The 26,453-nt window shown below is 64.7% G+C and carries 23 protein-coding genes and 1 pseudogene; 10 read left to right on the forward strand and 14 right to left on the reverse strand.

What is annotated here, in order from left to right; all coding sequences use genetic code 11:
* Positions 1–83: 83 nt before the first annotated feature.
* From AB2N08_RS01790 to queE, 6 genes are all read right to left on the reverse strand, one after another.
* A complete protein-coding gene (locus AB2N08_RS01790) occupies positions 84–1,685 on the reverse strand; it encodes an ABC-F family ATPase (RefSeq protein ID WP_367608886.1) in 1,602 nt (533 codons plus the stop codon).
* A gap of 154 nt (positions 1,686–1,839) precedes the next feature.
* Positions 1,840–2,757, reverse strand: a complete 918-nt coding sequence (ldcA, locus tag AB2N08_RS01795) for a muramoyltetrapeptide carboxypeptidase (protein WP_367608887.1) — start codon at positions 2,755–2,757, stop codon at positions 1,840–1,842.
* An 87-nt stretch (positions 2,758–2,844) separates the two neighbouring features.
* Entirely contained in the window at positions 2,845–4,860 is a 2,016-nt protein-coding gene (locus AB2N08_RS01800; protein ID WP_367608888.1) for a hybrid sensor histidine kinase/response regulator, read from the reverse strand.
* Positions 4,861–4,959: 99 nt separating this feature from the next.
* Positions 4,960–5,487, reverse strand: a complete 528-nt coding sequence (gene tadA, locus AB2N08_RS01805; protein ID WP_367608889.1) for a tRNA adenosine(34) deaminase TadA — start codon at positions 5,485–5,487, stop codon at positions 4,960–4,962.
* A complete protein-coding gene (gene queD / locus AB2N08_RS01810; protein ID WP_367608890.1) occupies positions 5,480–5,926 on the reverse strand; it encodes a 6-carboxytetrahydropterin synthase QueD in 447 nt (148 codons plus the stop codon). The genes tadA and queD overlap by 8 nt, the downstream gene beginning before the upstream one ends.
* Before the next feature lie 28 nt (positions 5,927–5,954).
* Complete coding sequence (gene queE / locus AB2N08_RS01815) at positions 5,955–6,590, reverse strand: 7-carboxy-7-deazaguanine synthase (protein ID WP_367608891.1); 636 nt, start codon at positions 6,588–6,590, stop codon at positions 5,955–5,957.
* 172 nt (positions 6,591–6,762) lie between these two features.
* On the opposite strand from queE, the gene AB2N08_RS01820 reads away from it, so the two are divergent.
* The 3 genes and pseudogenes from AB2N08_RS01820 to AB2N08_RS01835 all read left to right on the forward strand — a co-directional run bounded on the left by AB2N08_RS01820 (position 6,763) and on the right by AB2N08_RS01835 (position 11,870).
* The gene (locus tag AB2N08_RS01820; protein ID WP_367608892.1) at positions 6,763–7,713 is read left to right on the forward strand and encodes a sensor histidine kinase; all 951 of its coding nucleotides are present in this window, start codon (positions 6,763–6,765) and stop codon (positions 7,711–7,713) included.
* Between the two features lie 272 nt (positions 7,714–7,985).
* Positions 7,986–8,904: pseudogene (locus AB2N08_RS22930) on the forward strand (GGDEF domain-containing protein).
* Between the two features lie 89 nt (positions 8,905–8,993).
* On the forward strand, positions 8,994–11,870 hold the full coding sequence (locus AB2N08_RS01835; RefSeq protein WP_367608895.1) for a M16 family metallopeptidase: 2,877 nt from the start codon (positions 8,994–8,996) through the stop codon (positions 11,868–11,870).
* Between the two features lie 73 nt (positions 11,871–11,943).
* Here AB2N08_RS01835 and AB2N08_RS01840 read toward each other — a convergent pair whose 3' ends face one another.
* From AB2N08_RS01840 to AB2N08_RS01850, 3 genes are all read right to left on the reverse strand, one after another.
* Positions 11,944–13,683 (reverse strand): hypothetical protein, encoded by a 1,740-nt coding sequence (locus tag AB2N08_RS01840; protein WP_367608896.1) that lies wholly within the window; start codon positions 13,681–13,683, stop codon positions 11,944–11,946.
* 288 nt (positions 13,684–13,971) lie between these two features.
* A complete protein-coding gene (locus AB2N08_RS01845; protein ID WP_367608897.1) occupies positions 13,972–14,235 on the reverse strand; it encodes a hypothetical protein in 264 nt (87 codons plus the stop codon).
* A 12-nt stretch (positions 14,236–14,247) separates the two neighbouring features.
* Positions 14,248–15,048, reverse strand: coding sequence for a DNA/RNA non-specific endonuclease (locus tag AB2N08_RS01850; protein WP_367608898.1), 801 nt, complete (start codon positions 15,046–15,048; stop codon positions 14,248–14,250).
* Positions 15,049–15,192: 144 nt separating this feature from the next.
* Here AB2N08_RS01850 and AB2N08_RS01855 point away from each other — a divergent pair, with 144 nt between their 5' ends.
* The 5 genes from AB2N08_RS01855 (at position 15,193) to AB2N08_RS01875 (ending at position 19,000) form a co-directional block, all read left to right on the forward strand.
* Positions 15,193–15,636 carry a hypothetical protein gene (locus tag AB2N08_RS01855; RefSeq protein WP_367608899.1) on the forward strand — a complete coding sequence of 148 codons (444 nt, stop codon included), beginning with the start codon at positions 15,193–15,195 and terminating at the stop codon, positions 15,634–15,636.
* A 12-nt stretch (positions 15,637–15,648) separates the two neighbouring features.
* Positions 15,649–15,909: a DUF5985 family protein gene (locus AB2N08_RS01860; RefSeq protein ID WP_367608900.1), complete on the forward strand. Its 261-nt coding sequence runs from the start codon at positions 15,649–15,651 to the stop codon at positions 15,907–15,909.
* A gap of 3 nt (positions 15,910–15,912) precedes the next feature.
* Entirely contained in the window at positions 15,913–16,176 is a 264-nt protein-coding gene (locus AB2N08_RS01865; protein WP_367608901.1) for a DUF5985 family protein, read from the forward strand.
* A 91-nt stretch (positions 16,177–16,267) separates the two neighbouring features.
* Positions 16,268–16,528 (forward strand): hypothetical protein, encoded by a 261-nt coding sequence (locus tag AB2N08_RS01870; RefSeq protein WP_367608902.1) that lies wholly within the window; start codon positions 16,268–16,270, stop codon positions 16,526–16,528.
* A gap of 129 nt (positions 16,529–16,657) precedes the next feature.
* A complete protein-coding gene (locus AB2N08_RS01875) occupies positions 16,658–19,000 on the forward strand; it encodes a hybrid sensor histidine kinase/response regulator (protein ID WP_367608903.1) in 2,343 nt (780 codons plus the stop codon).
* Positions 19,001–19,086: 86 nt separating this feature from the next.
* On the opposite strand, the gene AB2N08_RS01880 is transcribed toward AB2N08_RS01875, so the two are convergent.
* A complete protein-coding gene (locus AB2N08_RS01880) occupies positions 19,087–20,265 on the reverse strand; it encodes a glycosyltransferase (protein WP_367608904.1) in 1,179 nt (392 codons plus the stop codon).
* 434 nt (positions 20,266–20,699) lie between these two features.
* Complete coding sequence (locus AB2N08_RS01885; RefSeq protein ID WP_367608905.1) at positions 20,700–21,914, reverse strand: hypothetical protein; 1,215 nt, start codon at positions 21,912–21,914, stop codon at positions 20,700–20,702.
* Between the two features lie 147 nt (positions 21,915–22,061).
* Here AB2N08_RS01885 and AB2N08_RS01890 point away from each other — a divergent pair, with 147 nt between their 5' ends.
* Positions 22,062–23,366, forward strand: coding sequence for an NCS2 family permease (locus AB2N08_RS01890; protein ID WP_370662386.1), 1,305 nt, complete (start codon positions 22,062–22,064; stop codon positions 23,364–23,366).
* A gap of 128 nt (positions 23,367–23,494) precedes the next feature.
* Positions 23,495–24,310 carry a DUF481 domain-containing protein gene (locus AB2N08_RS01895; RefSeq protein ID WP_367608906.1) on the forward strand — a complete coding sequence of 272 codons (816 nt, stop codon included), beginning with the start codon at positions 23,495–23,497 and terminating at the stop codon, positions 24,308–24,310.
* 4 nt (positions 24,311–24,314) lie between these two features.
* On the opposite strand, the gene AB2N08_RS01900 is transcribed toward AB2N08_RS01895, so the two are convergent.
* Genes AB2N08_RS01900 through AB2N08_RS01910 form a run of 3 tightly spaced genes read right to left on the reverse strand, consistent with a single transcriptional unit; the run spans position 24,315 to position 26,397 of the window.
* On the reverse strand, positions 24,315–24,791 hold the full coding sequence (locus AB2N08_RS01900; RefSeq protein ID WP_367608907.1) for a GNAT family N-acetyltransferase: 477 nt from the start codon (positions 24,789–24,791) through the stop codon (positions 24,315–24,317).
* Positions 24,788–26,068: an MFS transporter gene (locus AB2N08_RS01905; protein WP_367608908.1), complete on the reverse strand. Its 1,281-nt coding sequence runs from the start codon at positions 26,066–26,068 to the stop codon at positions 24,788–24,790. Before AB2N08_RS01905 ends, AB2N08_RS01900 begins: the two co-directional genes overlap by 4 nt.
* Entirely contained in the window at positions 26,065–26,397 is a 333-nt protein-coding gene (locus tag AB2N08_RS01910; RefSeq protein WP_367608909.1) for a thioredoxin family protein, read from the reverse strand. Before AB2N08_RS01910 ends, AB2N08_RS01905 begins: the two co-directional genes overlap by 4 nt.
* Positions 26,398–26,453 lie beyond the last annotated feature (56 nt).

A 26,453-nucleotide genomic window follows, 5' to 3' on the forward strand; every position in this document is an offset into this window, starting at 1 on the left:
ACTCTTGTCGTCTCCATGGTGGGGCCGCGCCGGGTACGCCGCCCCCTGCCAATCGTTACTCGCCTTCGATTACAGGCAAATGCTTACGCGTCGATGCCCTGGCTGGCCAGGTATTCCTCGTAGGTGCCGCGGAAATCGACGACGTCGTTTTCGCGGATTTCCAGCACGCGCGTGGCCAGCGACGAGACGAACTCGCGGTCATGCGAGACGAAGATCAGGGTGCCGGCGTATTTGTCCAGCGCGATGTTCAGGGACTCGATCGACTCCATGTCCATGTGGTTGGTCGGCTCGTCGAGCAGCAGCACGTTGTGGCGGCCCAGCATCAGCTTGCCGTACATCATGCGGCCCTTTTCACCACCGGACAGCACGTTGACCGACTTCTTGACTTCGTCGCCGCCAAACAGCAGGCGGCCCAGGATCGAGCGCACGGCCTGGTCGTCGTCGCCCTCTTGCGTCCACTGGCCCATCCAGTCGGTCAGGTTGTCACCCACCGCGAATTCCTCGGTCGGATCCTGCGGCATGTAGCCCGGATTGGCGTTTTCGGCCCATTTCACGCGACCGCCGTCCGGCTGCATATTGCACAGCTCGCCGCCGATCGTGCGCAGCAGCGTGGTCTTGCCGGCGCCGTTGGCGCCGATGATCGCGATGCGCTCGCCCGCCTCGACCATGATCGAGAAGTTCTTGAACAACTGGCGATCGTAAGCTTTCGAGATGTTCTCGGCTTCCACCGCCAGGCGGTGCAGCTTTTTCTCGCCTTCGAAGCGCACGAACGGATAGGCGCGCGACGATGGCTTGAACTCTTCGATCTTGATCTTGTCGATCTGCTTGGCGCGCGACGTGGCCTGGCGCGCCTTGGACTTGTTGGCCGAGAAGCGGCGCACGAAGTCTTGCAGTTCGGCGACCTTTTCCTTGGCCTTGGCATTGTTCGACAGTTGCTGGTTACGCGCTTGCGTCGAGGCCAGCATGTATTCGTCGTAGTTACCCGGATACACCTTCAGGGTGCCGTAATCCATGTCGGCCACGTGGGTGCAGACCTGGTTCAGGAAGTGGCGATCGTGGGAAATGATGATCATGGTGGAGTTGCGCTCGTTGAGCATGTCTTCCAGCCAGCGGATCGTGTTGATGTCCAGGTTGTTGGTCGGCTCGTCGAGCAGCAGGATGTCCGGATTCGAGAACAGCGCCTGTGCCAGCAGCACGCGCAGCTTCCAGCCCGGCGCCACGGCGCTCATCGGGCCCTGGTGCAGTTCGGTGCCGATGCCCAGGCCCAGCAGCAGTTCGCCGGCGCGCGCTTCGGCCGAGTAGCCGTCGTATTCGGCCACTTTACCTTCGAGCTCGGCGGCTTTCATGTAATCGTCGTCGGTGGCTTCGAGGTTGGCGTAGATCGCATCGCGTTCGGCGATCGCGTTCCACAGCTCGGTGTGGCCCATCATGACGACGTCGAGCACGCGCGTGTCTTCGTAGGCAAACTGATCCTGGCGCAGCTTGCCGAGGCGTTCGCCCGGATCGAGGCTGACGTTACCTGCGGACGGCTCGAGGTCGCCGCCCAGGATTTTCATGAACGTCGACTTGCCGCAGCCGTTGGCGCCGATCAGGCCGTAGCGGTTGCCGTCGCCGAAGCGCACGGAAATGTTCTCGAAGAGCGGCTTGGCGCCGAATTGCATCGTGATATTGGCTGTGGATAGCACTGTATGACCCCAAAAAGCATATTTATTAACCGACTATTTTACCATCGCACGCCCCGCAGAGCGAATGGACTGGATTGGGCTGGATTTGCGGGCGCGGTTGTCTACAGCCCGTCGCCCGTCGCCCGTAGCCCATAGCCCGTCACCCGCTGCGTGCTCAGGCGCAGCGTACGGTCGGGTAGCCGGACAGCAGCAGGCTGAAGCCCTCGGCGTCCGATTGCAGATGGCCTTGCGCGCCGAACGGGATCGTGACGCGCCGTGGAACGTGCCCGAACGAGAGGCCCGTGAGCACCGGCAGCGGCAACGTGCGACGCACATAGTCGAGCATGGCATCGAAGTCGTAGCCATTGTCCATCGGCCCCAGGCGGTAACCGGAAAAGTCGCCCAGCACCACCGCTTGCTGCCGCGCGAGCACGCCTGTCTGCAGTAGTTGCAACAGCAGGCGCTCGACGCGGTACGGATGTTCGCCGATGTCTTCCAGCCACAGGATGCCGCCGTCGATCTGCGGAAAGTACGGGGTGCCGATGAGGGAATTGATCAGCGCCAGGTTGCCGCCCCAGACTACCCCGCGCACGTCCAGGCGCGGATTGCCTGCGACGGTCTCGCGGATCGTGTGGGTCGGGCCGGCCAGGCAGGCCCAGAAATCGTCGAGCGTGAACGGCACTGCCTCCGGCGCGCCGAAGTCGCCAGCGATCATCGGCCCGGCGTAGCTCAGTGCGCCGGTCTTCGCCATCAGGCCCATGTGCAACGCGGTGACATCGGAAAAGCCCACGATGATCTTGCCACTGGCGGCGATGGCGTCGAAATCGATGGCGGGCAAGAGGCGGCTGATGCCGTAGCCACCGCGCAGCGCGATGATCAGGTGGACGTCGGGGTCGGCCACGGCCGCGTGCAGTTGCCCGAGGCGAGTCTCGTCGGTGCCGCCGAAGCGTTGGTGGGCGCAGCTGTGATCGTAGTAATTGCGGACCAGGCAGCCCTGCGCTTCAAGGCGGGCAATGGCGCGCTCGACGGCAAGCGGATCGTTGGTGCAGCCGGCGGGCGCCACGATGGCGATGCCGGGACGGGAGGTGGTCACAGGTGGCTGACGATGTGAAGTATGGAATCTGGAAACATCTTACCGCGCCAAAGATCGACGATCAAGGCAAGGATATGGTGCAACAGGCTAGGCGACCCCGGCCAGCAGCGCCATCAGCGTGCCCACGTCGGCCGGCTTGACCAGGTGATGGTCGAAGCCGGCGGCCAGCGCGGCGGCGCGGTCTTCCGGCGCGCCGTAACCGGTCAGCGCAATCAGCGTCGTGGCACTGGCATGCGGCAGTGCCCGCAAGGCCCGCGCCAGGCCATACCCATCCATCTCTGGCAGGCCGATATCGAGCAGCGCCACATCCAGCACCTCGCGCCTGGCCCGGTCGAGTGCCGCCATCGAACCATGTTCGACGACCACCGTATGGCCGAGTGCCTCAAGCAGCACGGCCAGCAGGTCGGCCGCATCGACATTGTCGTCGACCACGAGGATCCTGAGCGCGCGCGCCGGGGCCGGCGCGGCGCCGCCGACCGACTCGGGGCGTTCGGGCTGCTGGACCAGGCGCGGCAGCACAATGGTGAAGGTGCTGCCCTGCCCCAGGCCGGCGCTGGCGGCGCTGACGCTGCCCCCGTGCATGTCGACGATGCTGCGCACCAGCGCCAGCCCGATGCCCAGGCCGCCTTGCGAGCGGTCGGGCGTGCGCTGCGCCTGCGTGAACAGGCCAAACGCGCTCTCGCGCACCTCGTTCGTCATGCCGATGCCGTTGTCGATGACATGCACGGCGAACTGCGTGTCCAGGCGCTCGAGCACGACCTCGATGCGCCCGTTGTCGCGCGTGTACTTGGCCGCGTTATTGAGCAGGTTCGTGACCACTTGGACCAGCCGCTTGCGGTCGCCGTCCACGAGGGCCGACTGCATGCCAGTGCGCGTCTCGACATCATGGTGACGGACCTCGAGCAATGGCCGCGCCTGCTCCAGTGCGTCGTGGATCACGCCCACGAGGTCGGTCGGCAGCCGCTCGAGCGCAACCAGGCCACGGGTCACACGCGACACGTCGAGCAAGTCCTCGATCAGTCCCGTCATGTGCGTCACCTGGCGCCGGATCACCGCACTGGCGCACGCCACCGTCGCCGGCGTCGGCGTGCCCAGCGACAGCAGTTCGGCGGCCGTGCCGATCGGGGCCAGCGGATTGCGCAGCTCGTGCGCCAGCATGGCCAGGAATTCATCCTTGTGCTGCGCTTCCTGGCGCATTCTCTCCTCGGCCTGGCGGTGGGCGACGTATTGTTCCGTGACGTCATTGCCCTCGACAAAGATACCCTCGACCTTGCCATGGGCGTCGAAGATCGGCTGGTAGATGTAATTCAGGAAGCGTTGGCTGAGAGGGCCGCCCTCTTCACGATGGAACAAGGCCGGCGAACCGTAAGCCACGACCGGCTCGCCCGTGCGGTATACCTTGTCGAGCAGGTCGATATAGCCCTGGCCGTCCAGCTCCGGGATGACGTCGCAGACCCGCTTGCCCACGTAGTCGCGCGCGCCCATCAGTTCGGCGATCGCATCGTTGACCAGCTCGTAAATATGCTCCGGCCCGCGCAGCACGGCCATGAAACTCGGCGCTTGCTGGAACAGCGATTCCAGGCGTGTGATATCGGCTTGCAGCGTCAGATTGGTTTCGTACACCTGCTGGGCGCGCCGGAAGATGCCATTCTGGGCTGGCGCCGATGGCTGGGCCGGTTCGAGCAACGGCTGGCCGGCATCGCGCTGGCGTTCCAGCGCCGTCATGTCGATCGGGTGTTGCAGGATGAATTCGACGTTGCCGGCGTCGTCCAGCACGGGCGCATGCGTGACGCTCCAGTAGCGCGCCTCCAGGCCGTCGCCCTCGGCCGCCGGGCGCGGGAGATCGAAGCGCAGCAGCGCCATCGTATCGCTGCGCTTGCTGCGGATCACGCGCTCGATCGAGTCGACTGTCAGTTCACGCGTACGCCCGTCGGCCGGAAAAGCGTCCCAGGCGTCACGACCGACGATGGCATCGAGCGCCATCCCGGTTGCAGCCACGTAGGCCGGATTGGCGCCAACAATGGTGAGCTGCCGGTCCAGGATCAGATACGGGTTCGGCGAGGCGTCGAACAGTGCGCGAAACAGCGATTCTGAAGGTGGCATGATGTGATGACAGGGTGGCGGGGGTGGCGGCTGCATTGGCCGTTACCTCTTCATTCGTCGATTCTAACAACCCCTGGAGCGTGGCCGCACACAACAGGATCAGGCCGGGCCGGTCTTGCGCGCCAGTGCCCGCCGTTCGGCAAAGAACGCGCGCAGCAGACTGCTGGCCTGAACCGCCAGCACGCCGCCCAGCACCTGGGTCTGATGATTGAGCGATGGCTCGCCGAACGGATTGACGACCGAACCACAGGCGCCCGTTTTCGGGTCGGTGGCGGCGTAGACCACGCGTGCCAGGCGCGCATGCATCATCGCGCCCGAGCACATGATGCACGGCTCGAGCGTCACATACAGTTCGCAGCCGGGCAGCCGGTAGTTGCCGAGCTTCTCGGCGGCGGCGCGCAGCGCAACGATCTCGGCGTGCGCGGTCGGGTCATGCCCGCTGATCGGCTGGTTGAAGCCCGTTGCGATCACTTCGCCATCCTTCACCACGACAGCGCCGACCGGCACTTCACCACGGTCCCAGGCCAGTTGCGCCTGGGCCAGGGCGAGCGCCATGAACTGTTCATGGCGCTCATGCTCGGGATCCGCCGCGCTGTCGTACGCGACCGGGGACAACTGGTCAGGCATCGGTGATCTCGGCCCAGCAGTTCGGGGTTTCGTGCAGCACCAGCTTGTGCAGGCGCAAACCGGTGCCGAAGCGGTCGATGAACACGGCCTTGAGGATCGTGAAGGCGACCTGGGCCAGGTTCTCGACGGTCGGGATGCGGTCGATAACCACCGTCTTGTGGTCTGGCAGCGACGACAGGAACGCCAGCACCTTGTCATCCTTTTCGTACACGATGAAGGCATGATCCCACACGTCGACCAGGTGTTGCTTGGCCAGCGCCTTGACGTCGGAGAAATCCATGATCATGCCGTTGTCGGAATTTCCGTCAGCGTCGATGACGTCGCCTGTCAGCGTGATCTCGAGGGTATAGCGGTGGCCGTGCAGGTTGCGGCACTGGCTCTTGTGGTCGGGAATCCGGTGTCCGGCATCGAATTCGAGCTTGCGGGTAATGGTCAACATTGCTGCTTTGAATAGGTAAATGAATAATTTAAGGAATTTGGAGCAGCTTGTGCGTCTGCAGGCTGAGCTTCCACTTCGGATTGGCGCGGCAGGTTTCGATGGCCAGGCGAATATTCTGCGCCGCCAGCGGGCCGTCCATCGCCTGCACGAAGAAATGCTCGAAATCGAGCCGCTCATACGCGGCCAGGTCTTGTCCCAGTTGCGGAATGACCACCTTGATTTCACTGCCCTTTTCCACCACCAGCGTCGAACCCATTTTCGGGCTGACGCAGACCCAGTCGACCCCATCGGGCACTGGCAGCGTGCCATTGGTCTCGATGGCGATGGTAAAGCCGCGCGCGTGCATGGCGTCGATCAGGGCGCGGTCGAGCTGCAGCAGCGGCTCGCCACCGGTGAACACGACATATTTGCTGGCCGGGTAAGTGGTTGGCCACAGGCCGTCGATCTCGGCGGCCAGCAGCGCCGCTTCCTTGAACTTGCCGCCGCGCTCGCCGTCGGTGCCGACGAAATCGGTGTCGCAGAACTGGCAGATCGACGTGGCGCGATCCTGCTCGCGTCCGGTCCACAGATTGCAACCGGAAAATCGGCAGAATACGGCCGGCCGCCCGGCGTGGGCGCCCTCTCCCTGCAAGGTGTAGAAGATCTCTTTGATGCTGTAAGTCACGTTAAGCCTCTCGTCAACCTTCCATTATAACGCGGCCCCTTGTCCGGCGCAGCCAACGTCGTCGATCGCTGAGGGTGTGTCGGAAGCGACGCGTTTGACACCGGACAATATTCCTACAAAGGCCGAGCGGTAAGTTCTTACGGAATCTTCCGAATCCGTTAAGAGGGCAACCATGATCAAAACTACTTTTTTCCTAGTGACCTTGCCCTTCGTCGCATTCGGCGTCGACGCCAGCGAAGCCCATTCCATGGTGCCCCTGCCCTTGCGCAGTGCGCCGCCTGAACTGCTCGCCTGCGTGCTGGTCACAATGGCGGCGCTGGTGCTGGCCTGCCTGAGCCTGCGCCGCAGCCTGGGCTTTGAGGAACGGGCCAATTCCTTGCACGGGCAGCTGACGGCCGAACGCGAAGCACGTGCGCAATCCGAGCAGGCCTTGGCCGACAACCACGACGTCGTGTACCGCCTGGTGCGCCAGAACGAAGATGTCCGCGAAAGCGAACGCACGCGCATCGCGCGCGAGCTGCAGAACGAACTCGGGCGACGTCTGCTCACCCTGCGCACCGCCCTGTCCAGCCTGCACGACAGCGCCACCACGGCGCAAGCGCCCGCGCTGGCCGGCCGCCTGGACAGCGCCATGACGCATGTCGACGGTGCCATCGGCGCGGTGCGCGCGGTGGCCGGCGGCCTGCGCGGTTTCGGCCCTGGCGACGGCTTGCGCAATGCGCTCGAACGCTGCCTGGCCGAGCATGCCAACCAGTACGGCATGCGCTACCGCTTCGAAGCCGGCGTCGACCCCAGCTCGCGCGCCTGCCAGGACCGTGGCGCGCGGCTGGCCGTGTTCCGCGTGCTGCAGGACGTGCTGGCCACAGCGGCGCATGTGCAACAGGGCGAACTCCACGTGCGCCTGCTGGAAAACGCGTCCTCGCTGGGCCTGGAGATCGACGGCTGCGCCAGCGCCCCCGGCGAAGTGGCCTCGCTGCCGGGCGAGCTGGTCGATCAGATCCGCGCCATGGGCGGCATCTTGCGCATCGTTCCCACCACCGAGCATTCCGGCCGCTGGTCGTTGTCGCTGCCGGTCCGCAGTCCGGCGCAGGGACCGGTCGAGGCCATCCCCGAGGCCGCATGACAGAAGCCGCATGCCAGAGCTTGAATGAGAGAGGGAGCGCAAGGCCGGTGCGACCGCGCAACCGTGTACGTTAAACACAACGCTGGAAGCTCCTTGCTACAGATCAATAGCCCGTCGTAATGCCGGTAGCAGAATCGGTTCCTGACGGCAGCCACCCGGTTGCCGCAAACCGAAGCGCTATTCATCGCAGAGGACGGCTCATGATCAGCACAAGCAGCAACGCCGCATACCCGACAGCCCTGATCCAGGATGTCGCCTTCGTCGGCCAGTTGATGGAAAGCCTGTCGGTGCCCGTCTTCGTGCTCGACACCAATGCGCGCGTGACGATCTGGAACCGTGCCTGCGAACAGCTGACCGGCGTACCGGCGCCCGAAGTACTTGGCACGGGCGACCATTGGCGCAGCTTCTACGATCTGCAACGCCCCACCCTGGCCGATATCGTGTTGCGCACCCGGCGCGATCCGGCCCAGGCGCGCGAGGCCGACGGCGCCGCACCGGACGCCGACCGGTCCCCGCCGGGCCTGTCCGTCGAAAGCTGGTGCGACATGCCGCTCCGGACGGCGCCGCTACCTGGCGGCCGACGCCAGTCCCATCTTCAACGCCAACGGCCAGCTATCGGCGGTGGTCGAGACGCTGCGCGACCTGACCGATGAGAAGATGGCCCAGGCCGCGCTCGAACAGCTGGCCACCCGCGACGGCCTGACCGGCCTGGCGAACCGGCGCTGCTTCGACGACACCCTGCATGCAGAATGGGCGCGCGCGCTGCGCCAGGTGCAACCGCTCTCGCTGCTGATGGTCGACGTCGATAACTTCAAGGCGTACAACGATGCCCACGGCCACCTGGGCGGCGACGAATGCCTGAAGCGCGTGGCGCGCGCCGTGGCCAGCGAAATGCGGGCCAACGACCTGGTGGCGCGCTACGGCGGCGAAGAGTTCGCCGTGATCCTGCCCAACCAGTCGCTCAAGGGCGCGGCCATCGTCGCCGAACGCATCCGCTGCCGGGTCGAGCAACTGCAACTGCCATGCCGCTTCACCGCTGGCCATGTTACGGTGTCGATCGGTGCGGCCACGGCAATCGCCGGGCCCGACAACCATGCGAACCAGCTCGTCGCCATCGCCGATGCCGCCCTGTACCGGGCCAAGCACCTGGGTCGCAACCGCATCAGCCTGCCGATGACCGAAGCGGCGTAAACACCGGCGTACTTACCCCGAGACCGGCACTTCTCAATCATTGACGAATCGACTATGCTGCGCGATTGTCCACTATCCATGGAGACATCGTGTCCAAGTCGACCCTGTCGCAGAGCTGCTCCCGCACCTTGCTCGCGACATTGATTCCTGCACTTCTGTGGGCGGCCCCGTCCGCCTACGCCGCACCCGATCAAACTGCACCAGGCGCCAGCGCCGATGTGCTGCCCTTCAAAGCCACCGAAAAAACCCTGGCCAACGGCCTGAAGGTGATCGTGGTGCCAACCGGCTTCCCGAACCTGGTGTCGGTCCACATCCCCGTGCAGACCGGGTCGCGCAATGAAGTCGAGCCGGGCAAGTCGGGCTTCGCCCATTTCTTCGAGCACATGATGTTCCGCGGCACGCCAACGTACCCACCCGAGAAATACCAGGAGGTGATCACGAAGGCCGGCGCGCGCCAGAATGCCTACACCAGCGACGACCTGACCAATTACTACACCACGTTCGCCAAACAGGACCTGGACACGGTGCTCAAGGTCGAAGCCGACCGCTTCCAGCACCTGGCCTATCCGGTCGCCGCGTTCAAGACCGAGTCGCGCGCCGTGCTCGGTGAATACAACAAGAACAGCGCGAACCCGATGTCCAAGCTGTTCGAGGTGCAGCGCGACGCCGCCTACACCACGCACACCTACAAGCACACGACGATGGGCTTCCTCAAGGACATTGAGGACATGCCGAACCAGTACGACTACTCGAAGGTATTCTTCGACCGCTGGTACCGGCCCGAGAAAACCACGATCATCATCGCCGGCGACGTCGAGCCGGCCAAGGCCATCGCGATGGTCGAGAAATACTGGGCCAAGTGGCAACGCGGCACGTTCCAGTCGAACGTGCCGGTCGAACCGGCCCCGCGCGGCGCGCAATACCGCCACGTCGCCTGGCAGACGCCAACCCTTCCGCTGGTAACGGTTACCTACCGCGCGCCGGCCTTCATCGCCCAGCAAAAAGAACAGGCCGCCCTGTCGATGGCGCTGTCGCTGTCGTTCGGCCGCACCTCGCCGCTGTTCAAGCGCCTGGTGCAGGACGAGCAAAAAGTCGACCAATTGTTCGACAACACGCCGAACCGGGTCGATCCCACGCTGGCCACCATCGGCGCGCGCGTGAAAAAGGCCGGCGACGCGCTGTACGTGCGCGATGCGATCCTGCAGACAGTCGCCAGCCTGCGCGATGAACCGGTGGGCAGCGACGAACTGGCAGCGGCCAAGTCGGCGCAAAAATATGGCCTGATCCGCTCGCTCGACAACACCGAGGCCATCGCCGCGACGCTGGCCTCGTACGTGCACTTCGAGCGTTCGTACGGCACGCTCAACGCCTACTACCGCGTCATCGACAGCCTGACGCCGGCCGACCTGCAGGCCGCCGCCCGCAAATACCTGATCGACGACAGCATGGTCGTCACCACGCTGTCGCACGACGCCCTGCCGAAAGGCATCGAGACGCTGCCGAAGCTGGCCACGTTCGCGCCCGCCGCCAGCACTGTGAAATTCGACGTGCTGGTACAAAAGTCGGCGCTGCCGCAAATCCGCTTCAAGCTGCTGTTCGCCGCCGGTTCGGCGCACGATCCGAAAGGCAAGGAAGGTCTGAGCGCCCTGACGGCCGCGATGGTGGCGTCGAGCGGCTCGCGCGAGCGCAAGATCGACGAAGTCACGCGTGCGCTGTTCCCGATGGCCGGCAGTTTCGCCGAGCAGACCGACAAGGAAATGACCACCTTCACCGGCACCATTCACAAGGACAACTGGGATGCCTTCCTGGGCATCGCGATGCCGCTGCTGGTCGATCCGGGTTTCCGCGAGGATGACTTCCGCCGCCTGAAGGACGCCCAGCGCAATGCACTGGTGCTCGACCTCAAGGACAACAACGAGGAAGAGTTCGGCAAAGAACGGCTGCAGGCCAATGTGTTCGCCGGTACCGGCTACGGTCACCCGGTTCTGGGCACGGTCGCCGGCATCGATGCGATCACGCTCGATGATGTAAAAGCGTTCTACCGCCAGGCCTACACCCGCGACGCCGTGCGCGTCGGGATCTCGGGCGCCGTGTCCGAGCCGATGATCGCCTCGCTCAAGACCGCTCTGGCGCGTCTGCCGGAAGGCGCCGGCCTGCCGGCAACGAGCGTGCCGAAGGGCCGCATGCCCAATGGCCTTGAAGTCGAGATCATTGAAAAGAACACGCGCGCCACGGCCATGTCGTTCGGCTTGCCTCTTGAAGTCACGCGCAAGCACCCTGACTTCGCCGCGCTGTGGCTGGCCAAGACCTGGCTGGGCGAACACCGTTCGTCGAGCGCGCAGCTGTACCAGCGCATCCGCGAAGAGCGCGGCATGAACTACGGCGACTACGCCTATATCGAAGCGTTCCCGCGCGGGATGTTCCAGTTCTTCCCGAACCCGAACCTGGGCCGCAAGGCGCAGCTGTTCGAAGTCTGGATCCGCCCGGTGGCCCCGCAAAACGGTCACTTCGCGCTGCGCCTGGCGCTGGCCGAACTGGGCAAGATGGTCGACAACGGCATCTCGCAGGCCGATTTCGCCACCACGCGCGATTACCTGATGAAGAACGTGTTCGTGATGACGGCCACACAGGACCAGCGCCTGGGTTACGCGCTCGATTCACAGTGGTATGGCACGCCGGAGTTCACCGCCATGATGCGCACGGCCTTGAGCAAATTGACGGCGGCCGACGTGAATGCGGCGCTCAAGAAGCACCTGTCGGCGCACAACCTGTCGGTGGTGATCATCACCAGGGATGCGGCGGCGTTGAAAGCGGCGCTCGTGAGCGACGCGTTCTCGGCGATCAAGTACGACGCAACCAAACCGCAGGCGCTGCTCGATGAAGACCAGCAGATCGGCTCGATGAAGCTGAACATCAAACCGGAAGCGGTGACGATCACGCCGGCGGCGCAGGTGTTCGCACAATAAGCGACGACATCGTGGAATGAAAAACGGCGCCACTCGGCGCCGTTTTCATTGCTGCATGACGCGCTAAACGCGTTTAACGCATCATGCGTTCCCAGCCGTGACGAACGGCCGACTTCATCTTGTCCCAGGTCGATTGCTCGCCTGGATAACGGTTGTCCCAATCGCTGCGCAGATCGGTTTCGACGTCGGTCCATGGACGACCGCGATATTTTTCGTCGCGCGCCATCTCGGTGCCATAGCTGTAGGCCGGACGGTATTCGTCGTAGGCGCCGCCGGTGCTGCCGTACACTGAATTCCAGTGATTGCGGTAGTAGACTTCGTCGTCGCTGTCGTCCGTCATCTTGTCCCAGCCATGGCGCACGGCGTTCTTGACGCGGTCCCAGGCCGACGGCTCGCTGCTGTCGCTGCCGGTGGTACTGAACTCGCGGGTACCGTCGATGCGGTTATCCCAGCCCGTGCGCAAATCGGTTTCGACATCGTCCCACGGACGGTTGCGATACATCTCGCTGCGGCGCATCTCGGTGCCGTACGAGTAAGCCGGCTTGAGGTCGTCGTACTTCTCGCCCGTTGCCGCGTAGGTGCTGTCGTAGTGACCGCGGTACAGGTTGTTGTCGTCGTCACGGGTCATGCGTTCCCAGCCATGACGCACGGCGGCCTTCATTTTTTCCCAGGTCGATGGTTCGCCACCGGTAGCGTAACGGCTGTCCCAGTCGTTGCGCAGGTCGGCTTCGATATCGTCCCAGGCGCCGTTGGTATAGCGGCCGCTGCGGGCAGCTTCGCTACCGTAGCTGTAGGCTGGCGCGTACTCGTCGTACGACGCACCGGTCGCGCCGTAGGTGGTGTTGAAGTGGTTGCGATAATAGGTGTCGTCGCCGCCATAGGCGCCCATCGCGCTGCTGCCCGAACCGGCCTCGAATCCGGTGGCGGTACCCAGCGCCGCATCGGACTGGCCGCGCGAGAAGATCCGCACGCCGCTACGCTGCTTGTCGGTGAAGTGGGTGCCGCTGCCGCTGCCGCTGCCGCTGCCGCTGCCGATATTGCTGGTATCGCGCTGCAGCGAATCGCCACGGTCGGTGGCGGTCGAACCCTGGCGGATCGAGCCTTCCAGCGCCGAACCCTGGATCGCGGTGTCGCGCAGGGTCGAGCTTTGCAGCGACGTGCCGCCGGTGGCGGTCAAGCCGCCCTGGCCCAGCGGTTCCTGGTAGGTCGAACTGGTGATATCGGCCGTGCCGCGCGCTTGCTGTTGCTGGAACAGACCACGGTCGCCCGGATTGTCCAGGGCCGGGATCGCGGCGGCCTGCACCGAACCGGCGCCGGTCGACGACGACTGCGCCGACATCGACGACGCTTGCTGCATGCCGACGCTGCTGCCAGCGTGCATGGCGCCGCTGGAGAAGCCGGTCGAGGCGATATCTGGCGTGCCGCTCGAGGTTTCATCGATGTCGGTCGGGCCGTAGCGCTCGACGATGTCGGCGCCGCGCTCGACTTCAGGCAGCGAGTTGGCGACCAGCGTCAGCACGTGGTGGCCGCGGTTGACGGCGCCTTCGTAGCGGTTGACGTGCTCGGCGTTATCGGAACCGAACAGGTCGCCGAAGAAGTTCTTGATGCTGGCGGTGATGCCCGTGTCGCCGTCGGCGCTGCGGGTGGTGTCGAGATCGGACGATGCGGTCAAGCTGTCGCCCTGGCCGAGGGTGTCGGCATCGGCGGTCGAGAGTCGTACATCGGTGCGGGTAAAGCCCGACGACAGCAATTCGTTCAGTGCATTCTGTGCATCAGTGCGGTTATCGAACACCGCGACGAGAGTATGTTGCATGGTCGTTCCTCCGAAAAATAGTGAATCTGCACGGGCGACGACGTCGCTGCTTTGTTCACGCTATGTTGTCAACATTACTCCATTCCGGCCGAGACTCGCGCACCATTGACCATTGGCAATTTATTAACTTCAGGCGCGCAGCGCGCAGTGAACGCGCGATGACAGCGCGATGACAGCGCATCGGCGTAACCCGGCAGTGGGAGAAGTACGAGGGAGAAGTACGAGGGAAGAGTCCGCTTGATCCGGATCAAGCGGTTTGCACGAGGGCGGGACGGCAGGCCTGGATGATCAGGCGAACGGATTGTCGATCGTCGTGATCGCAGGCGGCGGCAATTGCGCCGGCAGCTCGCGGGCCTCGAGCGCAGCGACGATCTCACCGAGCACGGCGTGCAGGCGGCGGGCGTGGGCCAGGCCCGGCACATCGGCAGTCAGATCCACATCGCCCGAGATGGTGATGCGGTCGAGCCGGTTTTCCAGCATCAGGTCGCCAATGCCGATGACATCGGCTTCATTGGCGAACGGGACGAAGCTGACTGGTTGTTTCTTGCTCATGGAATTCTCCGTTTATGAACGTTTCTTCGGTTGCCTGACCTTCGGCAGGCGCAGCATGCGTTCCTTTTGCTGCGTGCTCAGCGATGGCAGAAGTTCGATGCCGACGATGCGCTCGAGCTCGGCCACCGGCACCACATTGATCGGGGCATCGGCCCGGTTTTCAGTGAACCACGCCGCGCCAAGGCGCTGGCGCGGGCTGTAGACCACCTTGTACAAATGGGTCGGCACGATCACGTTGCCGACTTTCTTCAGGCTCGTGCCCAGAAAGGCCGGCCCCGTGATCACGTACAGCTCGCCTTCCTTCCTGGCCATCGAGCGCACGGCGCCTTCGATCGGCGCCCAGATCTTGCGGTTGTGGTCGCGGTCTTGCGGCACCATATTGGCCAGTGAAAAACTTTCGCGCTGGGTACGGCGATCGGGCATGTCGGCGTTCGGCGCCAGGTGGCCGCGGTCGAACCCGCTGCGGGCATAGTCGGCCAGTTCGGCGCGCTGGCCGCGAGGCAGGCGCGGCTCGGCATGGAATTTGTCGTCCCGGTCCAGCCCCTGGGCCCGCTCGAGATTATCGGCGCGCACATATTCGGCCGACCACAGCGGAGTGCGGGTCACGCCCGAATGCACCACGCCAAAGACGCCGTAGCACAGCTCGCGCGTCGACGCGGCCAGTTTCTGGTTCTGGATTTCTGGCGGGCGGCCATCGAGGTAATGGACAGGGCAGTTGGCTGACGGGCTGGCGGCCTGGGCAACAGCAGACGCGAGCAGCGCGCCCGCGAATGCGACCCGGGCGACGACGCTGACAATGGACGATCGGAACATAGTGGAAACACGATAAAGGAAACAGCGGGCATTCTAGCCGAGCGTCAATTTCCTGCGCATAAAATTGATGCCGCAAGGCGGATCGTGCAGCCCGGGCCACCGGGCGCACGATAGCGTGAGCAGTTCCATAAGGAATGTTCTAAAATGACCGGCTTCTTCTTAAGCTTTTCCGTTTGGGAAACAGATGCCAACCGAATGAGCTATCCCCAGATTCCGGAGGATGTACGCCGCTTTGTCCTTACCAGCGTGCCCTCGGTGCCCTTCCTGGAATCCCTGCTGCTATTGCGCGCCGATCCCGACCAGCGATGGGACAGTGCGCTTCTTGCCAGCCGGCTGTATATCAGCGATCGCGTCGCCGGCGAACTGCTCGAAGACCTGCGCACGGCCGGCATGGCGCGCCGCTGCGATGCACCGCATACGCACTGTTATTGCTATGGCCCGGTGAGCGAGCTACTGCGCGACAAGATCGACCTGCTGGCCGACGTGTATGTCAGCCAGCTCGTTGAAGTGACCCACCTGATCCACTCCACGCTCGAGCGCAAGGCGCAGCAGTTCGCCGACGCGTTCCGGCTGCGCAAGGACACGTAACATGAGGCCGATATGGGCGAACTGATCTATACCCTCTGCATGCTGACGTCGCTCACCTGCGCCGCGCTGCTGTTCGCCAGCTACCGGCGCACGCGGCACCGCCTGCTGTTCTGGAGCGCGGCCTGCTTTGCCGTCATGACGATCAACAACCTGCTGCTGATTCTCGACAAGGTGGTGTTTCCCACCGAGGTCGATTTGATGCCATGGCGCCTGCTCACTGCCCTGGCGGCCTGCCTGCTGCTGCTGTACGGCCTGATCTACGAGAAAGAATAAGAGATGGCCCATCTGCTCACCGGCGCGATCGCCATGGCGTCGCTCATCATCTCGCTGTTCTTCCTGCGCTTCTGGCGCAGCAGCCGCGATCGCTTCTTCCTGTATTTCGCGCTGTCGTTCGCGATCCAGGGCTTGCATCGGATCTATGCCGTGATCCGCCTCGACGAGGGCGAAGATTCGCCGCTGCATTACCTGGTCCGGTTGCTGGCCTACGGCCTGATCATCTGGGCAATTTTAGAAAAGAACCTGCCGCGCAAACGCGGCTGATATGGATCATGGCGCGGCAGTGTTCGCGTGCGCCCTGCCCCCATGCGCTGCGCCATAATTGGTTCATATCAAACCAACGATGGAGATCATCATGACCGACCACGAACAATCAGACCGCAAGTCCGACGCGCCGGTTCCCGCCGGCGGCCAGGAACAGCGCTCGGAGAACCTGCTGCCAGGTGAAGAAGGCTTTGAAGACGGCCGCTTCGATATCGCCGAAGAGGTCAGCCTCGACCAGCACTCGGACGAGGCACGCCGCATCGGTCAGGCTCCCGGCAACGGCATCGCCGATGCGCTGCCGGAGTCGCTGAAAACGCCGGTGCCGTCGCAGCAGGTGCCTGAAAAACCGTGATTCCGCGGTGTGCCGGCCACCCGCGCCATCCCGGTCGCGGACGATCCGGGCATTGACACTGACCCACCCCGCACATTAGATTGCCAGAATCACCAGATTTGCAGGCCCATCCATGTTGAACGACGCATTTTGACCGACTCGAACGATCGTCCTATCCGTAGCTGCATCCTGTTCATCTGCAAGCGTGCCGACGTCGACCCGGTCGTGACGGAGGTCGCGCGCGAACTGGACCGGGCGGTCGTGCATGCATTTTCCCTCGAGGAAGGCCTCGAACAGGTAAAGCGCCAGGACTTCGCCCTGGTGCTGGTCGGCTACTCGGGCGACGCGCCGGGCATGCTGGCCGTCATCGGCGCGGTGCGCGCGAACGCGCGCTCGAGCCTGACGCCCATCGTCGCGCAGGGCTTGCCGCTGCCAATGCCGTTGCCGCAAGAGGCGCTGTACGAGGCGGGCGTGATCGCCGTACTGACCGAACCGCTCTCGCCCACGATCCTGCGCGCCAAGGCCCGCTTTTATACCGCCGCCTTCGACACGCAGATCGAGCGACGCCGTGCCGAGGCGGCGCTCGACGAAACCAGCCGCCGGCTCGAACGCATCATCGAGGCCGCCGAGCTGGGCATCTGGTCCTGGGACATCGACGCCGACCGGGTCGCGGCCGACAACCGCGTCGCCGATTTGTTCGGCGTGCCGCGCGCCGAGCGCGAGAGCGCTCCCCTGGCGCGCTACCTGGCCGCGATCCATCCCGACGACGTGGAATCGATGACGGCCGAAATCAGCGCCGCCATCGCCGCGTGCAGCGCCTATGGCGCCACCTACCGCATCCGCCTGCCGGCCGGCGGCTGGCGCTGGGTCATCGCGCGCGGCCATGTCGAGCCCGACGCGCAGGGCCGTGCCGCCGCCGTGCGCGGCGTGGTGATCGATGCTACCCGCCAGCTCGAGGCCGAACAGCAGTTGCGCGCCAGCGAAGAGCGCTACCGCACGGTGTTCGACTCGATCGACCAAGGCCTGTGCGTGATCGACATGCTGTTCGACAGCGACGGCAAGCCATGCGACTACCGCTTCATCGAAGTCAATCCCGCGTTCATCGAGCAGACCGGCCTGGTCGATGCAGTGGGCAAGACCATCCGCGAGCTGGTGCCGCAACATGAACAGCACTGGTTCGACATCTACGGCATGGTGGCCACCACCGGCGAGCCGGTGCGCTTCGAGAACGAGGCGCAGGGCCTGGCGCGCTGGTTTGACGTGTACGCCACGCGGCTGGGCGGCCAGTTCCCGCACCGTGTGGCCGTGCTGTTTACCGACATCACCGAACGGCGCCGGTCGGACGCCGCATTGCGCCAGATGGCGGCCGACCTGTCCGAAGCCAATCGCCTCAAAACCGAATTCCTCGCCACGCTGGCGCACGAATTGCGCAATCCGCTGGCGCCGATTCGCAGCGGCTTGCAGTTCATCCGGCGCGATCCGGGCGACGCCGCCGCCGTCAGCCGCGTCCACGACATCATGGGCCGCCAGCTGGACCATCTGGTGCTGCTGGTAGATGACTTGCTGGACGTGGCCCGGATCCAGCGCGGCCAGGTCGAGCTGCGCTGCGAACCGCTCGACCTGGCGACGGTGTTGAATGCCGCCGCCGAAACGAGCATGCCGCTGATGCAGGCCGGGCGCCATAGTTTCGAGCTGCACCTGCCGTCCACGCCCCTGCCGCTGCTGGCCGATCCGACCCGTCTGACCCAGGTGATCAGCAACCTGCTCAACAACGCCGCGCGCTACACGCCCAAGGGCGGCCGCATTGCGCTCTCGGCCGGGCGCGATGGCGACGATGCGTTGATCACCGTGGCCGACAACGGCATCGGCATCGCGCCCGACGCGCTGGAAGACGTGTTCCGGATGTTCACGCAGGTTGGCCAGGCGCAGCAGCCCGGCTCCGGCGGCCTGGGCATCGGGCTGTCGCTCGTGCGCAGCCTGGTCGAACTGCATGGCGGCAGCGTGTATGCCGACAGCGCAGGCACCAATGCCGGCAGCGTGTTTACGGTGCGCCTGCCGCTGGCACTGGAGAACGCACCGGTCATTGCGCCCGGCGCCAGCGGCACGCCGGACGCGCCGGACGCGCCGCTGCCGGCGCGCAGCGTGCTGGTGGTCGACGACAACCGCGACGCGGCCGAGACGCTGTCCGCGCTGCTGTCGATGCTGGGCCACAGCGCCCCGGTCGCCAACGACGGGCGCCAGGCGTTGCGGATGCTGCCCGGGCTGACGCCGGACGTCGTGTTTCTTGACCTGGGGATGCCGGGCATGTCCGGCTACGAGGTGGCCAGCGCGATCCGCGCCGATGCCCGGTTTGCGGGTGTGCGCCTGGTGGCGCTGACCGGCTGGGGCGGCGAAGCCGACCGCGAGCGCACGGCGCAGGCGGGGTTCGATGCGCACCTGACCAAACCGGCCACGGTGGAAGCCATCGAAGACGTACTCAGGCAAATGACGTAAAAGGCGAACCGCAACGCACGAAAAAAAAGGGCCGGTGTCTCGCGACACCGGCCCTTTCACTAATTTACCGCAATCATTCGCTGCGCTTAGCCGACTTGCGCGACCGCGACCAGGTCTGGCGTGCTCGGCACGGCTTCCAGGTTGGTGGCAAAGAAGCGCTCGACCTTGTTGCTCTGCACCGCGCTGCCGATCAGGGCGTGCATGCTGCTGGCGGTCAAGTCCCACGACGTGCCGGCGACGACGGCGCGCATGCGCGCCGCCATGGTGGCGCGCGCATCGGGCGTCAGCGCCAGCTGGCGCTCGCAGGCCGCGATGTAGTCGGCATGCGATGCGGCGATCTCGACCACGTCACCGTACGGCACCTTGACGTCGGTGATCGGCGTCGAGACCGATGGCAGTTCGGCCGCCATGTATTCGAGCACCTTGGTCGGGCTGATGAACTTGGTCGAATCGTTGATGGCGAACGGCAGCAGGCACACGTCCCAGCCGGCCAGGAACTTCGGCAGCTCGTCGTAGGTGCGCTGGCCCATGTAGTGCACATTGGCCTGCTTCGGCAGCGTCGCCGGGTCGATCTTGACGACCGGGCCGACCAGGACGATTTGCCATTCAGGATGGGCATCGGCCATGCTCGAGACCAGGTCGACGTCGAAACGCTCGTCGATCACGCCATAGAAGCCCAGTCGCGGATGCGGGATATGGGCCTGATCGGGGTGCGAGATCGTGGTGTCCTGCGCCTGACGGAAGTGACCGGCGTCGACGCTGCTCGAGAAGCAGTGCGCATTGGCGTGACGGTCGCGCTTCGACTGGTACAGGCTCGGACCGCCGGTGAAGACCACGTCGGCGATATTGAGCAAGGCGCTTTCGCGCTGCAGCAGCTGCTTCGGCGCGTTCTTGAACATCGCCAGTTCATCCATGCAGTCGTAGATCACCTTTGACGGCTTGAGACCCTGCAGCAGCGGCAGCGCCATCGGGGTGTAGAACCAGACGACTGGCTCTTCGCCGGCAGGGACGAGGTCGGCCAGCAGGTTTTGCAGGGTCGGCAACTGGTCATCGTGGAAACCCCACTGATGAATCGGGGTATGCGGGCGGCACACGGTGATGTTGTCGGCCACTTCCATCTTTTCCAGGCGTGCTTCGCCTTCGGTATGCATCGGCTCTTCAACGAAGAGAATCTTGTAGTGGTTAGCCAGACGTGTCATCAGGTGCTGGGGACGTTGAAACACGAAGTCCCAGCGGAGATGGCAGAACACGATCAGGGTCGGCATATGAGTTTTCCTTTCGCCTTGCTGGCGCTATAGTTGTTGGTAATTGTGCAGCCTGACCGGTTCTTCTCTCTCTGTTGATACCACCGCTGCCTGCGCGCGGGAACCTGGCCGGACGGGTGGATCGTAACATGCAATTTTCGTAAGTTTTTGATTTGTGCGGAGCAATATTTCAAAGAATGTAACGCAACCATATGTCAGCCCTGCTGAGCCTCATAGGGAGAGCAAGGTTTTCAGCGCAATTTCTGTCAGTGGCGTCCTACAGCGGGACAGGAAAATCCACTACGAAAATACGTGAATATCTTGACGGAACACACCTGAAGTCACGCCTGAAACGCAGATTTTGACGCCGTTTGCGCTGCACCACGGCGCGGCGCGAGCTGGCTTGAAATGCGATGTGGGCGCACCGACCGGCGCGCCCGGAAGGGATGAACGACTCAGCCCGGATGATACGGTTCGGCGCCTTCGGCGTGACCGTCGTCTGAAAAGCCCACGGCGATCGAGACGCCTTCGAGCTCGAGCGAGAGCAGCACGTCGCACAGGTCATCGACTTCCGCCACCAGATCGGCCGCCAGGTCGACCGGTTTCTCGACGCTGCCCCATGGCCGCCCGCCATCGAGCGCATACAGGTTGGCGCGCAGCAGGATGTGCTCGCCCATATCGATCGGCGCCACGGTAGCATGCACGGCGTCGGGCGCCAGCTCCTTGGCCTGCAGCAGCCCCTTCACCTCGGCCAGCACGCCCAGCGTCGCCAGTTCGGCCACGCCCTGCTCCTTGGCGCCGTAGAACAGGTCCTGGTACAGGAAGTTCAACTCCAGCCGCGCCGGGTCAGTCGCCAGGCAACGCGCAACGAACGGCGCGGCAGCGACGGTCCAGTCGCGGTAACGGTCCATGCGCGCCGAAAAATAAGCATCGCTGCCGGCCTCGTCCTTCGGAATGCGGTAGAACACATCGTCGCTGCGCTTGAACGAAAAGCCGAGCAGGAAGCGCAGCTCGAGCGCCGTTTCGTCGGGCGCGACCGGCTCGCCCGTCCACCCGCGCATGCTCGCCGCGATGGTCGGCGCCGGCTGCAACTTCTTTTCCATCAGCGAGGCGGCCGCTTCGCGCAGCATTTCGTGCAGCGTGCCGTAGGCGATGTGATCGATCTCGCCCAGGTCGAATGCGTGCTGCAGCAGGATCACGCGCGCATCCAGGCTGTCCAGGCCACCACTCTGGAAGCTGGCCACGAGCGCCTCGAAGGCGGCCTCGTCATGGAACGATTCCTGCGCCACCAGCCCGCCCTGGCTGCGTACGAACAGCGGCACCATGAAGGCATCGATCTCGTGTTCCGGGCCGCCTTCGCGCCCGACGCGCAGCGTGGCCGCCTCTTCTTCGATGCGTCCGCGCAGCAGGCGGCAGGCCAGCGGGTCGGTGTAGCGGGCCAGCTCGATGGCCTCGTACAGCACCTCGTCGCGCTTCTTGCGCACGGCCTTGCGCACTGCCAGCGTGAGCTGCTCACGGCGCGCGTTGTCGACCTCGACCTCGCCCGTCGCCAGGTCTTCGCGCTCGGCGATCTCGAGCGCCAGGTCGGCCAATTCCTGGGCCTGGGCATTGGTGTCCGGTTCGCGTGTGTTGTTCGAGGTGCGGGGCACCGGACGCTTGTTTTTTGGCATGTCTGAAGTGAAAGAATGAGTGAGCTGGCATGGTAACACCGTGTCATGGAGGCTGACAGCCGCCATCGGGCCCATTGACCGCATTGGCTACCTCTGCGGTGATATGCTTCGCTAACCGTACTCTGCAAGACTAATTCGTCCAACCCCATGCCCACCCAGATGCTCGACCGCTTTTTCCAGCTCAGCGCCAACAACACGACCGTCCGCACCGAACTCGCGGCCGGCCTGACCACGTTCCTGACGATGGTCTACATCATCTTCGTCAATCCCTCGATCCTGGGCGACGCCGGCATGCCGAAGGAGTCGGTGTTCGTGGCCACCTGCCTGGTCGCCGCCGCCGGCACCGCCCTGATGGGCCTGTACGCCAACTACCCGATCGCGATGGCGCCCGGCATGGGCCTGAACGCCTACTTCGCGTATGCCGTGGTGATCGGCATGGGCATTCCGTGGCAGGCGGCGCTGGGCGCCGTATTCATCTCGGGCTGCCTGTTCATCCTGGTCACCATGGTCGGCCTGCGCGCCATGATCGTCGATGGTATTCCACGCTCGATGCGGGTTGGAATCACGGTCGGGCTGGGCATGTTCCTGGCGCTCATTGCGCTCAAGAACGCCGGCATCGTGGTGGCCAATGACGCCACACTCGTGAAAGCGGGCGACCTGCACCAGCCGGCCGCGCTGATGGCCGTGCTCGGCTTCTTCGTCATTGTCGCGCTTGACCGCCTGCGCGTGCGTGGCGCGATCCTGATCGGCATCGTGCTGGTGACGGTGCTGAGCTTTTTCTTCGGCGGCAATACGTATCAAGGCGTGTTTTCGCTGCCACCGCCCATCTCGCCGACGCTGTTCGCCCTGGATATCCCGGGCGCGCTGGCCGCCGGCATCCTGAACGTCGTGCTGGTGTTTTTCCTGGTCGAGCTGTTCGACGCGACCGGCACCCTGATGGGCGTCGCGCGCCGCGCAGGCCTGTTGGTCGAGGGCAAGATGGAACGCCTGAACAAGGCCCTGCTGGTCGACAGCGGCGCCATCGTCGCCGGCAGCATGCTGGGCACCTCAAGCACGACGGCCTATATCGAGAGCGCAGCCGGCGTCCAGGTCGGCGGGCGTACCGGTCTGACGGCGCTCACCGTCGCGGCGCTGTTTCTGGCGTGCCTGTTCATCGCGCCGCTGGCGGCCGTGGTGCCGGCCTACGCGACCGCGCCGGCACTGCTGTTCGTGGCCTGCCTGATGCTGGCCGACCTGGGCGAAGTCGACTGGAGCGACACCACCGAAAGCATTCCGGCGGCCGTCACGGCGCTGGGCATGCCATTCACGTACTCGATTGCCGAAGGCATCGCCTTCGGCTTCATCAGTTACGCCGTGCTCAAGCTGTTCACCGGGCGCGCGCGCGACGTGAAACCGGTCGTATGGGTGATTGCCGGGCTGTTTGCCTTCAAGATCGCCTACGTCGGCGCTTGATCGCAGACGCTATGCGTTACAATACCGCTCAACTCGCGGCCAAGTTGCTGCCGCGCATGATTCACGAACGATGGGCCGGTTGCCCTGTGCATGGCTGGCGACCTGGTGCGGCCCACGCTTCTCTACGGATGCTGATGAAACTATCCCCGATCCTGGCGCTGCTGATTGTCAGCGTCCACGGCGCGGCCAACGCGGCCCCCGATCTACCCCAAGTTGGCGATGTCCACGCACCGCTGACCGTCATGATGCCGAAGATTCCCGATGGTGGCTGGTTCACCTCGGCCGAGCTCGGCGCGATCAACACGTCCGGCAATACCAGCGGCACCTCGGTGACGGGCAAGATCGACGCCCGCCACGAAACGTCGCAATGGAGCCATGAATTCATTGCCAGTGGCTACTTCAAGGAAGACGAGTACGAGAACGAAGAAGGCGAACTGCAGCGCACGCGCTCGGCCGAGCGCTGGGCCACGTCGGCCAAGGCCTCGTTCAAGCTGCTTGGCGACGGCCGCCGCGCTTTCGTGCTCGGCTCGCACGTGAACGACAAGTTCGGCGCCTACGTGCGCTACTCGTCGCTGTCGGTCGGTTACGGCTCGCGCTGGTACACGGCGCCGGACAAGACGCTCGACGTCGAAATCGGTCCGGGCTACTTCAATGGCAAGCGCGAGTACGAGGACGGCACTGAAGAGGAAGAAGACGGCCTGACGATCCGCGGCGCCGCCCAGTTCCGCTGGCAAGTCAGCCCGTCGGCGTTCTTTGCGCAGACGATCAGTGTCGAGAAAGGCACGTCGAACACCCACTCGGTGGCCGAGACGTCGCTGTCGACCAAGATCAACGGCAGCATGCAGATGAAGGCGGGCTTCAGTGTCCGCAACGACAGCAGCGTGCCGGATGACAAGAAGAACACGGACACACAGACCTCGCTGACGATGGTCTATTCGTTCTGAGGTCTCAGCCCCAGCGCAGTTCCAGCGTCGTGCCGTCGCCCTGCTTGACGGCGAAGCCGCACGCCGCGTACAGCGCCCGCGCGGCGGCATTCTCCGCGCGCACGCGCAGGGCGATCGTGCGCTGACCATGGCAGTCGTGCTGCAGCGCCAGCAGCACGGTGCGCGCGACACCACGACGCCGCGCTTCGTGCGCCACTGCCAGGTCGACCACCCGCAGCGTATCGCTCGTCCAGTCCAGCACCACTTTACCGATACCTCGTGCACCATCGACCAGCAGCCAGGTCTCGGCAGCGGGATAGCGCCGCGCGTAATCCTCGGTCTGGAGTTGCTGCTGATGCCGCGCGATACCCTCGATCACACTGCGCGGTACCGGCAACGCGCCCAGGTCGGGCCGGGTTGCCAGGTACAGCGCCGCCAGGAACGTCGCATCCTGCGCGCCTGGTGCGCGCCCCGTCAGCGCGCCGAAGCGGCGTTCGCTCACGCCTTTGCGGTATGCGGGATCAAGCCCCGCGCCATGACCAGCGCCGCCAGGCTGATGAGCGCCGCGCCGCTCAGGTAGTAACCGACGAATTCAAGCCCGAAGTTGGTGCCCAGCCACAGCGCGATATACGGCGCGACCGACGCGCCCAGGATGCTGGCGAAGTTGAACGTCAGCGAGGCGCCCGTGTAGCGCACCTCGGCCGGGAACAGTTCGGCCAGCAGCGTGCCCAGTGGCCCATAGGTAAAGCCGACCAGGCACATGCCGAGCACCATGAACGTGCCGACGGACCAGGCGCCGCCGCCGCCGAACAGCGGCCCGTACAGCAGGCCGAAGAGAGCAATCGCCCCACTCACCAGCATCATCGCCATGCGCCGCCCGCGCCGGTCGGCCAGCAGCGCCGCCATCGGAATGGTCAGCGCAAAGAACAGCACCGCGAACAGTTGCAGCATCAGGAATTGCTGGCGCGTATAGCCGAGCTGCGCAGTGCCCCAGCTGAGCGCGAACACGGTCATCAGGTAGAAGATGACGAAGGTCGCCAGCGCGATCAACGTGCCCAGCACCAGCGCGCGGCGATGGTCGCGCAGCACGGTCACGACCGGCACCTTGACCCGCGCCTTGCTGTCCAACACTTTCTGGAAGTCGGGCGTCTCGGTGATCTTCAGCCGAATGTACAGGCCCACGCCCACCAGGACAGCGCTGGCCAGGAATGGAATGCGCCAGCCCCAGGCGAAGAAGTCGGCGTCCGTCATCACTTCGCCGAGCAGCAGGAACACACCGCCCGACAGGAAGAACCCGATCGGTGCGCCCAGTTGCGGGAACATGCCATACCAGGCGCGTTTGCCGGGCGGCGCGTTCTCGGTGGCGAGCAGCACCGCGCCGCCCCATTCGCCGCCCAGGCCCAGGCCCTGGCCGAAGCGGCACAGCGCCAGCAGCAGTGGGGCGGCCACGCCGATCTGGGCGTAGGTCGGCAACAGGCCGATCAGAATCGTCGAGAGACCCATCGTGAGCAGCGCCGCAACGAGCGTCGCCTTGCGGCCCACGCGGTCGCCGAAGTGGCCAAAGACGGCCGAGCCGACCGGACGTGCGAAAAAGGCGATGGCAAACGTCGCCAGCGATTGCAGCATCGCCGCGCCGGGATCGGCGGTCGGAAAGAACAGCCGCGGAAACACGAGCACCGCAGCGGTGGCGTAGATATAGAAGTCGTAGAACTCGATCGTGGTGCCAATCAAGCTGGCGAACAGGACGGTACGTGGCTTGTTGGCCGTGACAACGCTCATGCGCCCGCCTTTGCCAATGCCTCGCGCACGGCGCCGGCGTCGCCAGGGCGCACGACGCGCGCGACTTCCTGGCCATCCTTGAGCACCACCACCGTCGGCCACAGCTTGACGCGGAACGAGCGCCCGAGCGGCCGGCCGGGGCCGTCTTCGACCTTGATGTGGCTGGCGGCGGGCTGCCCAGCCATCGCCTCGGCTACTGCCTCATCGATCAACGGCTCGGCGGCGCGGCAAAAACCGCACCAGTTGGTGCCGAAGTCAAGGACGACGATGCCGGATGCGGCGTCGATCGCGGCGCGCTCGGGCTGTGTGCTTGCATAGGGTGTGGACATGGGGGTCTCCTGGTGTTGGCTTTGCAGTGGCCTTGTCAATCCCATAAGCCTACCTG

The organism is Massilia aurea, from assembly GCF_040790145.1.
Lineage (GTDB): Bacteria > Pseudomonadota > Gammaproteobacteria > Burkholderiales > Burkholderiaceae_D > Telluria > Telluria aurea_C.

Bases quoted from the DNA above. Each gene is read 5' to 3' on its own strand.
- queD (WP_367608890.1), bottom strand. From the start codon at position 5,926: ATGTTGACCATTACCCGCAAGCTCGAATTCGATGCCGGACACCGGATT.
- AB2N08_RS01840 (WP_367608896.1), bottom strand. From the start codon at position 13,683: ATGCAACATACTCTCGTCGCGGTGTTCGATAACCGCACTGATGCACAG.
- AB2N08_RS01865 (WP_367608901.1), top strand. From the start codon at position 15,913: ATGGCCCATCTGCTCACCGGCGCGATCGCCATGGCGTCGCTCATCATC.
- tadA (WP_367608889.1), bottom strand. From the start codon at position 5,487: ATGCCTGACCAGTTGTCCCCGGTCGCGTACGACAGCGCGGCGGATCCC.
- AB2N08_RS01885 (WP_367608905.1), bottom strand. From the start codon at position 21,914: ATGCCAAAAAACAAGCGTCCGGTGCCCCGCACCTCGAACAACACACGC.
- AB2N08_RS01820 (WP_367608892.1), top strand. From the start codon at position 6,763: ATGATCAAAACTACTTTTTTCCTAGTGACCTTGCCCTTCGTCGCATTC.
- AB2N08_RS01800 (WP_367608888.1), bottom strand. From the start codon at position 4,860: ATGCCACCTTCAGAATCGCTGTTTCGCGCACTGTTCGACGCCTCGCCG.
- AB2N08_RS01855 (WP_367608899.1), top strand. From the start codon at position 15,193: ATGACCGGCTTCTTCTTAAGCTTTTCCGTTTGGGAAACAGATGCCAAC.
- AB2N08_RS01850 (WP_367608898.1), bottom strand. From the start codon at position 15,048: ATGTTCCGATCGTCCATTGTCAGCGTCGTCGCCCGGGTCGCATTCGCG.
- AB2N08_RS01905 (WP_367608908.1), bottom strand. From the start codon at position 26,068: ATGAGCGTTGTCACGGCCAACAAGCCACGTACCGTCCTGTTCGCCAGC.
- AB2N08_RS01910 (WP_367608909.1), bottom strand. From the start codon at position 26,397: ATGTCCACACCCTATGCAAGCACACAGCCCGAGCGCGCCGCGATCGAC.
- AB2N08_RS01880 (WP_367608904.1), bottom strand. From the start codon at position 20,265: ATGCCGACCCTGATCGTGTTCTGCCATCTCCGCTGGGACTTCGTGTTT.
- AB2N08_RS01845 (WP_367608897.1), bottom strand. From the start codon at position 14,235: ATGAGCAAGAAACAACCAGTCAGCTTCGTCCCGTTCGCCAATGAAGCC.
- AB2N08_RS01870 (WP_367608902.1), top strand. From the start codon at position 16,268: ATGACCGACCACGAACAATCAGACCGCAAGTCCGACGCGCCGGTTCCC.
- AB2N08_RS01895 (WP_367608906.1), top strand. From the start codon at position 23,495: ATGCTGATGAAACTATCCCCGATCCTGGCGCTGCTGATTGTCAGCGTC.
- AB2N08_RS01860 (WP_367608900.1), top strand. From the start codon at position 15,649: ATGGGCGAACTGATCTATACCCTCTGCATGCTGACGTCGCTCACCTGC.
- AB2N08_RS01890 (WP_370662386.1), top strand. From the start codon at position 22,062: ATGCCCACCCAGATGCTCGACCGCTTTTTCCAGCTCAGCGCCAACAAC.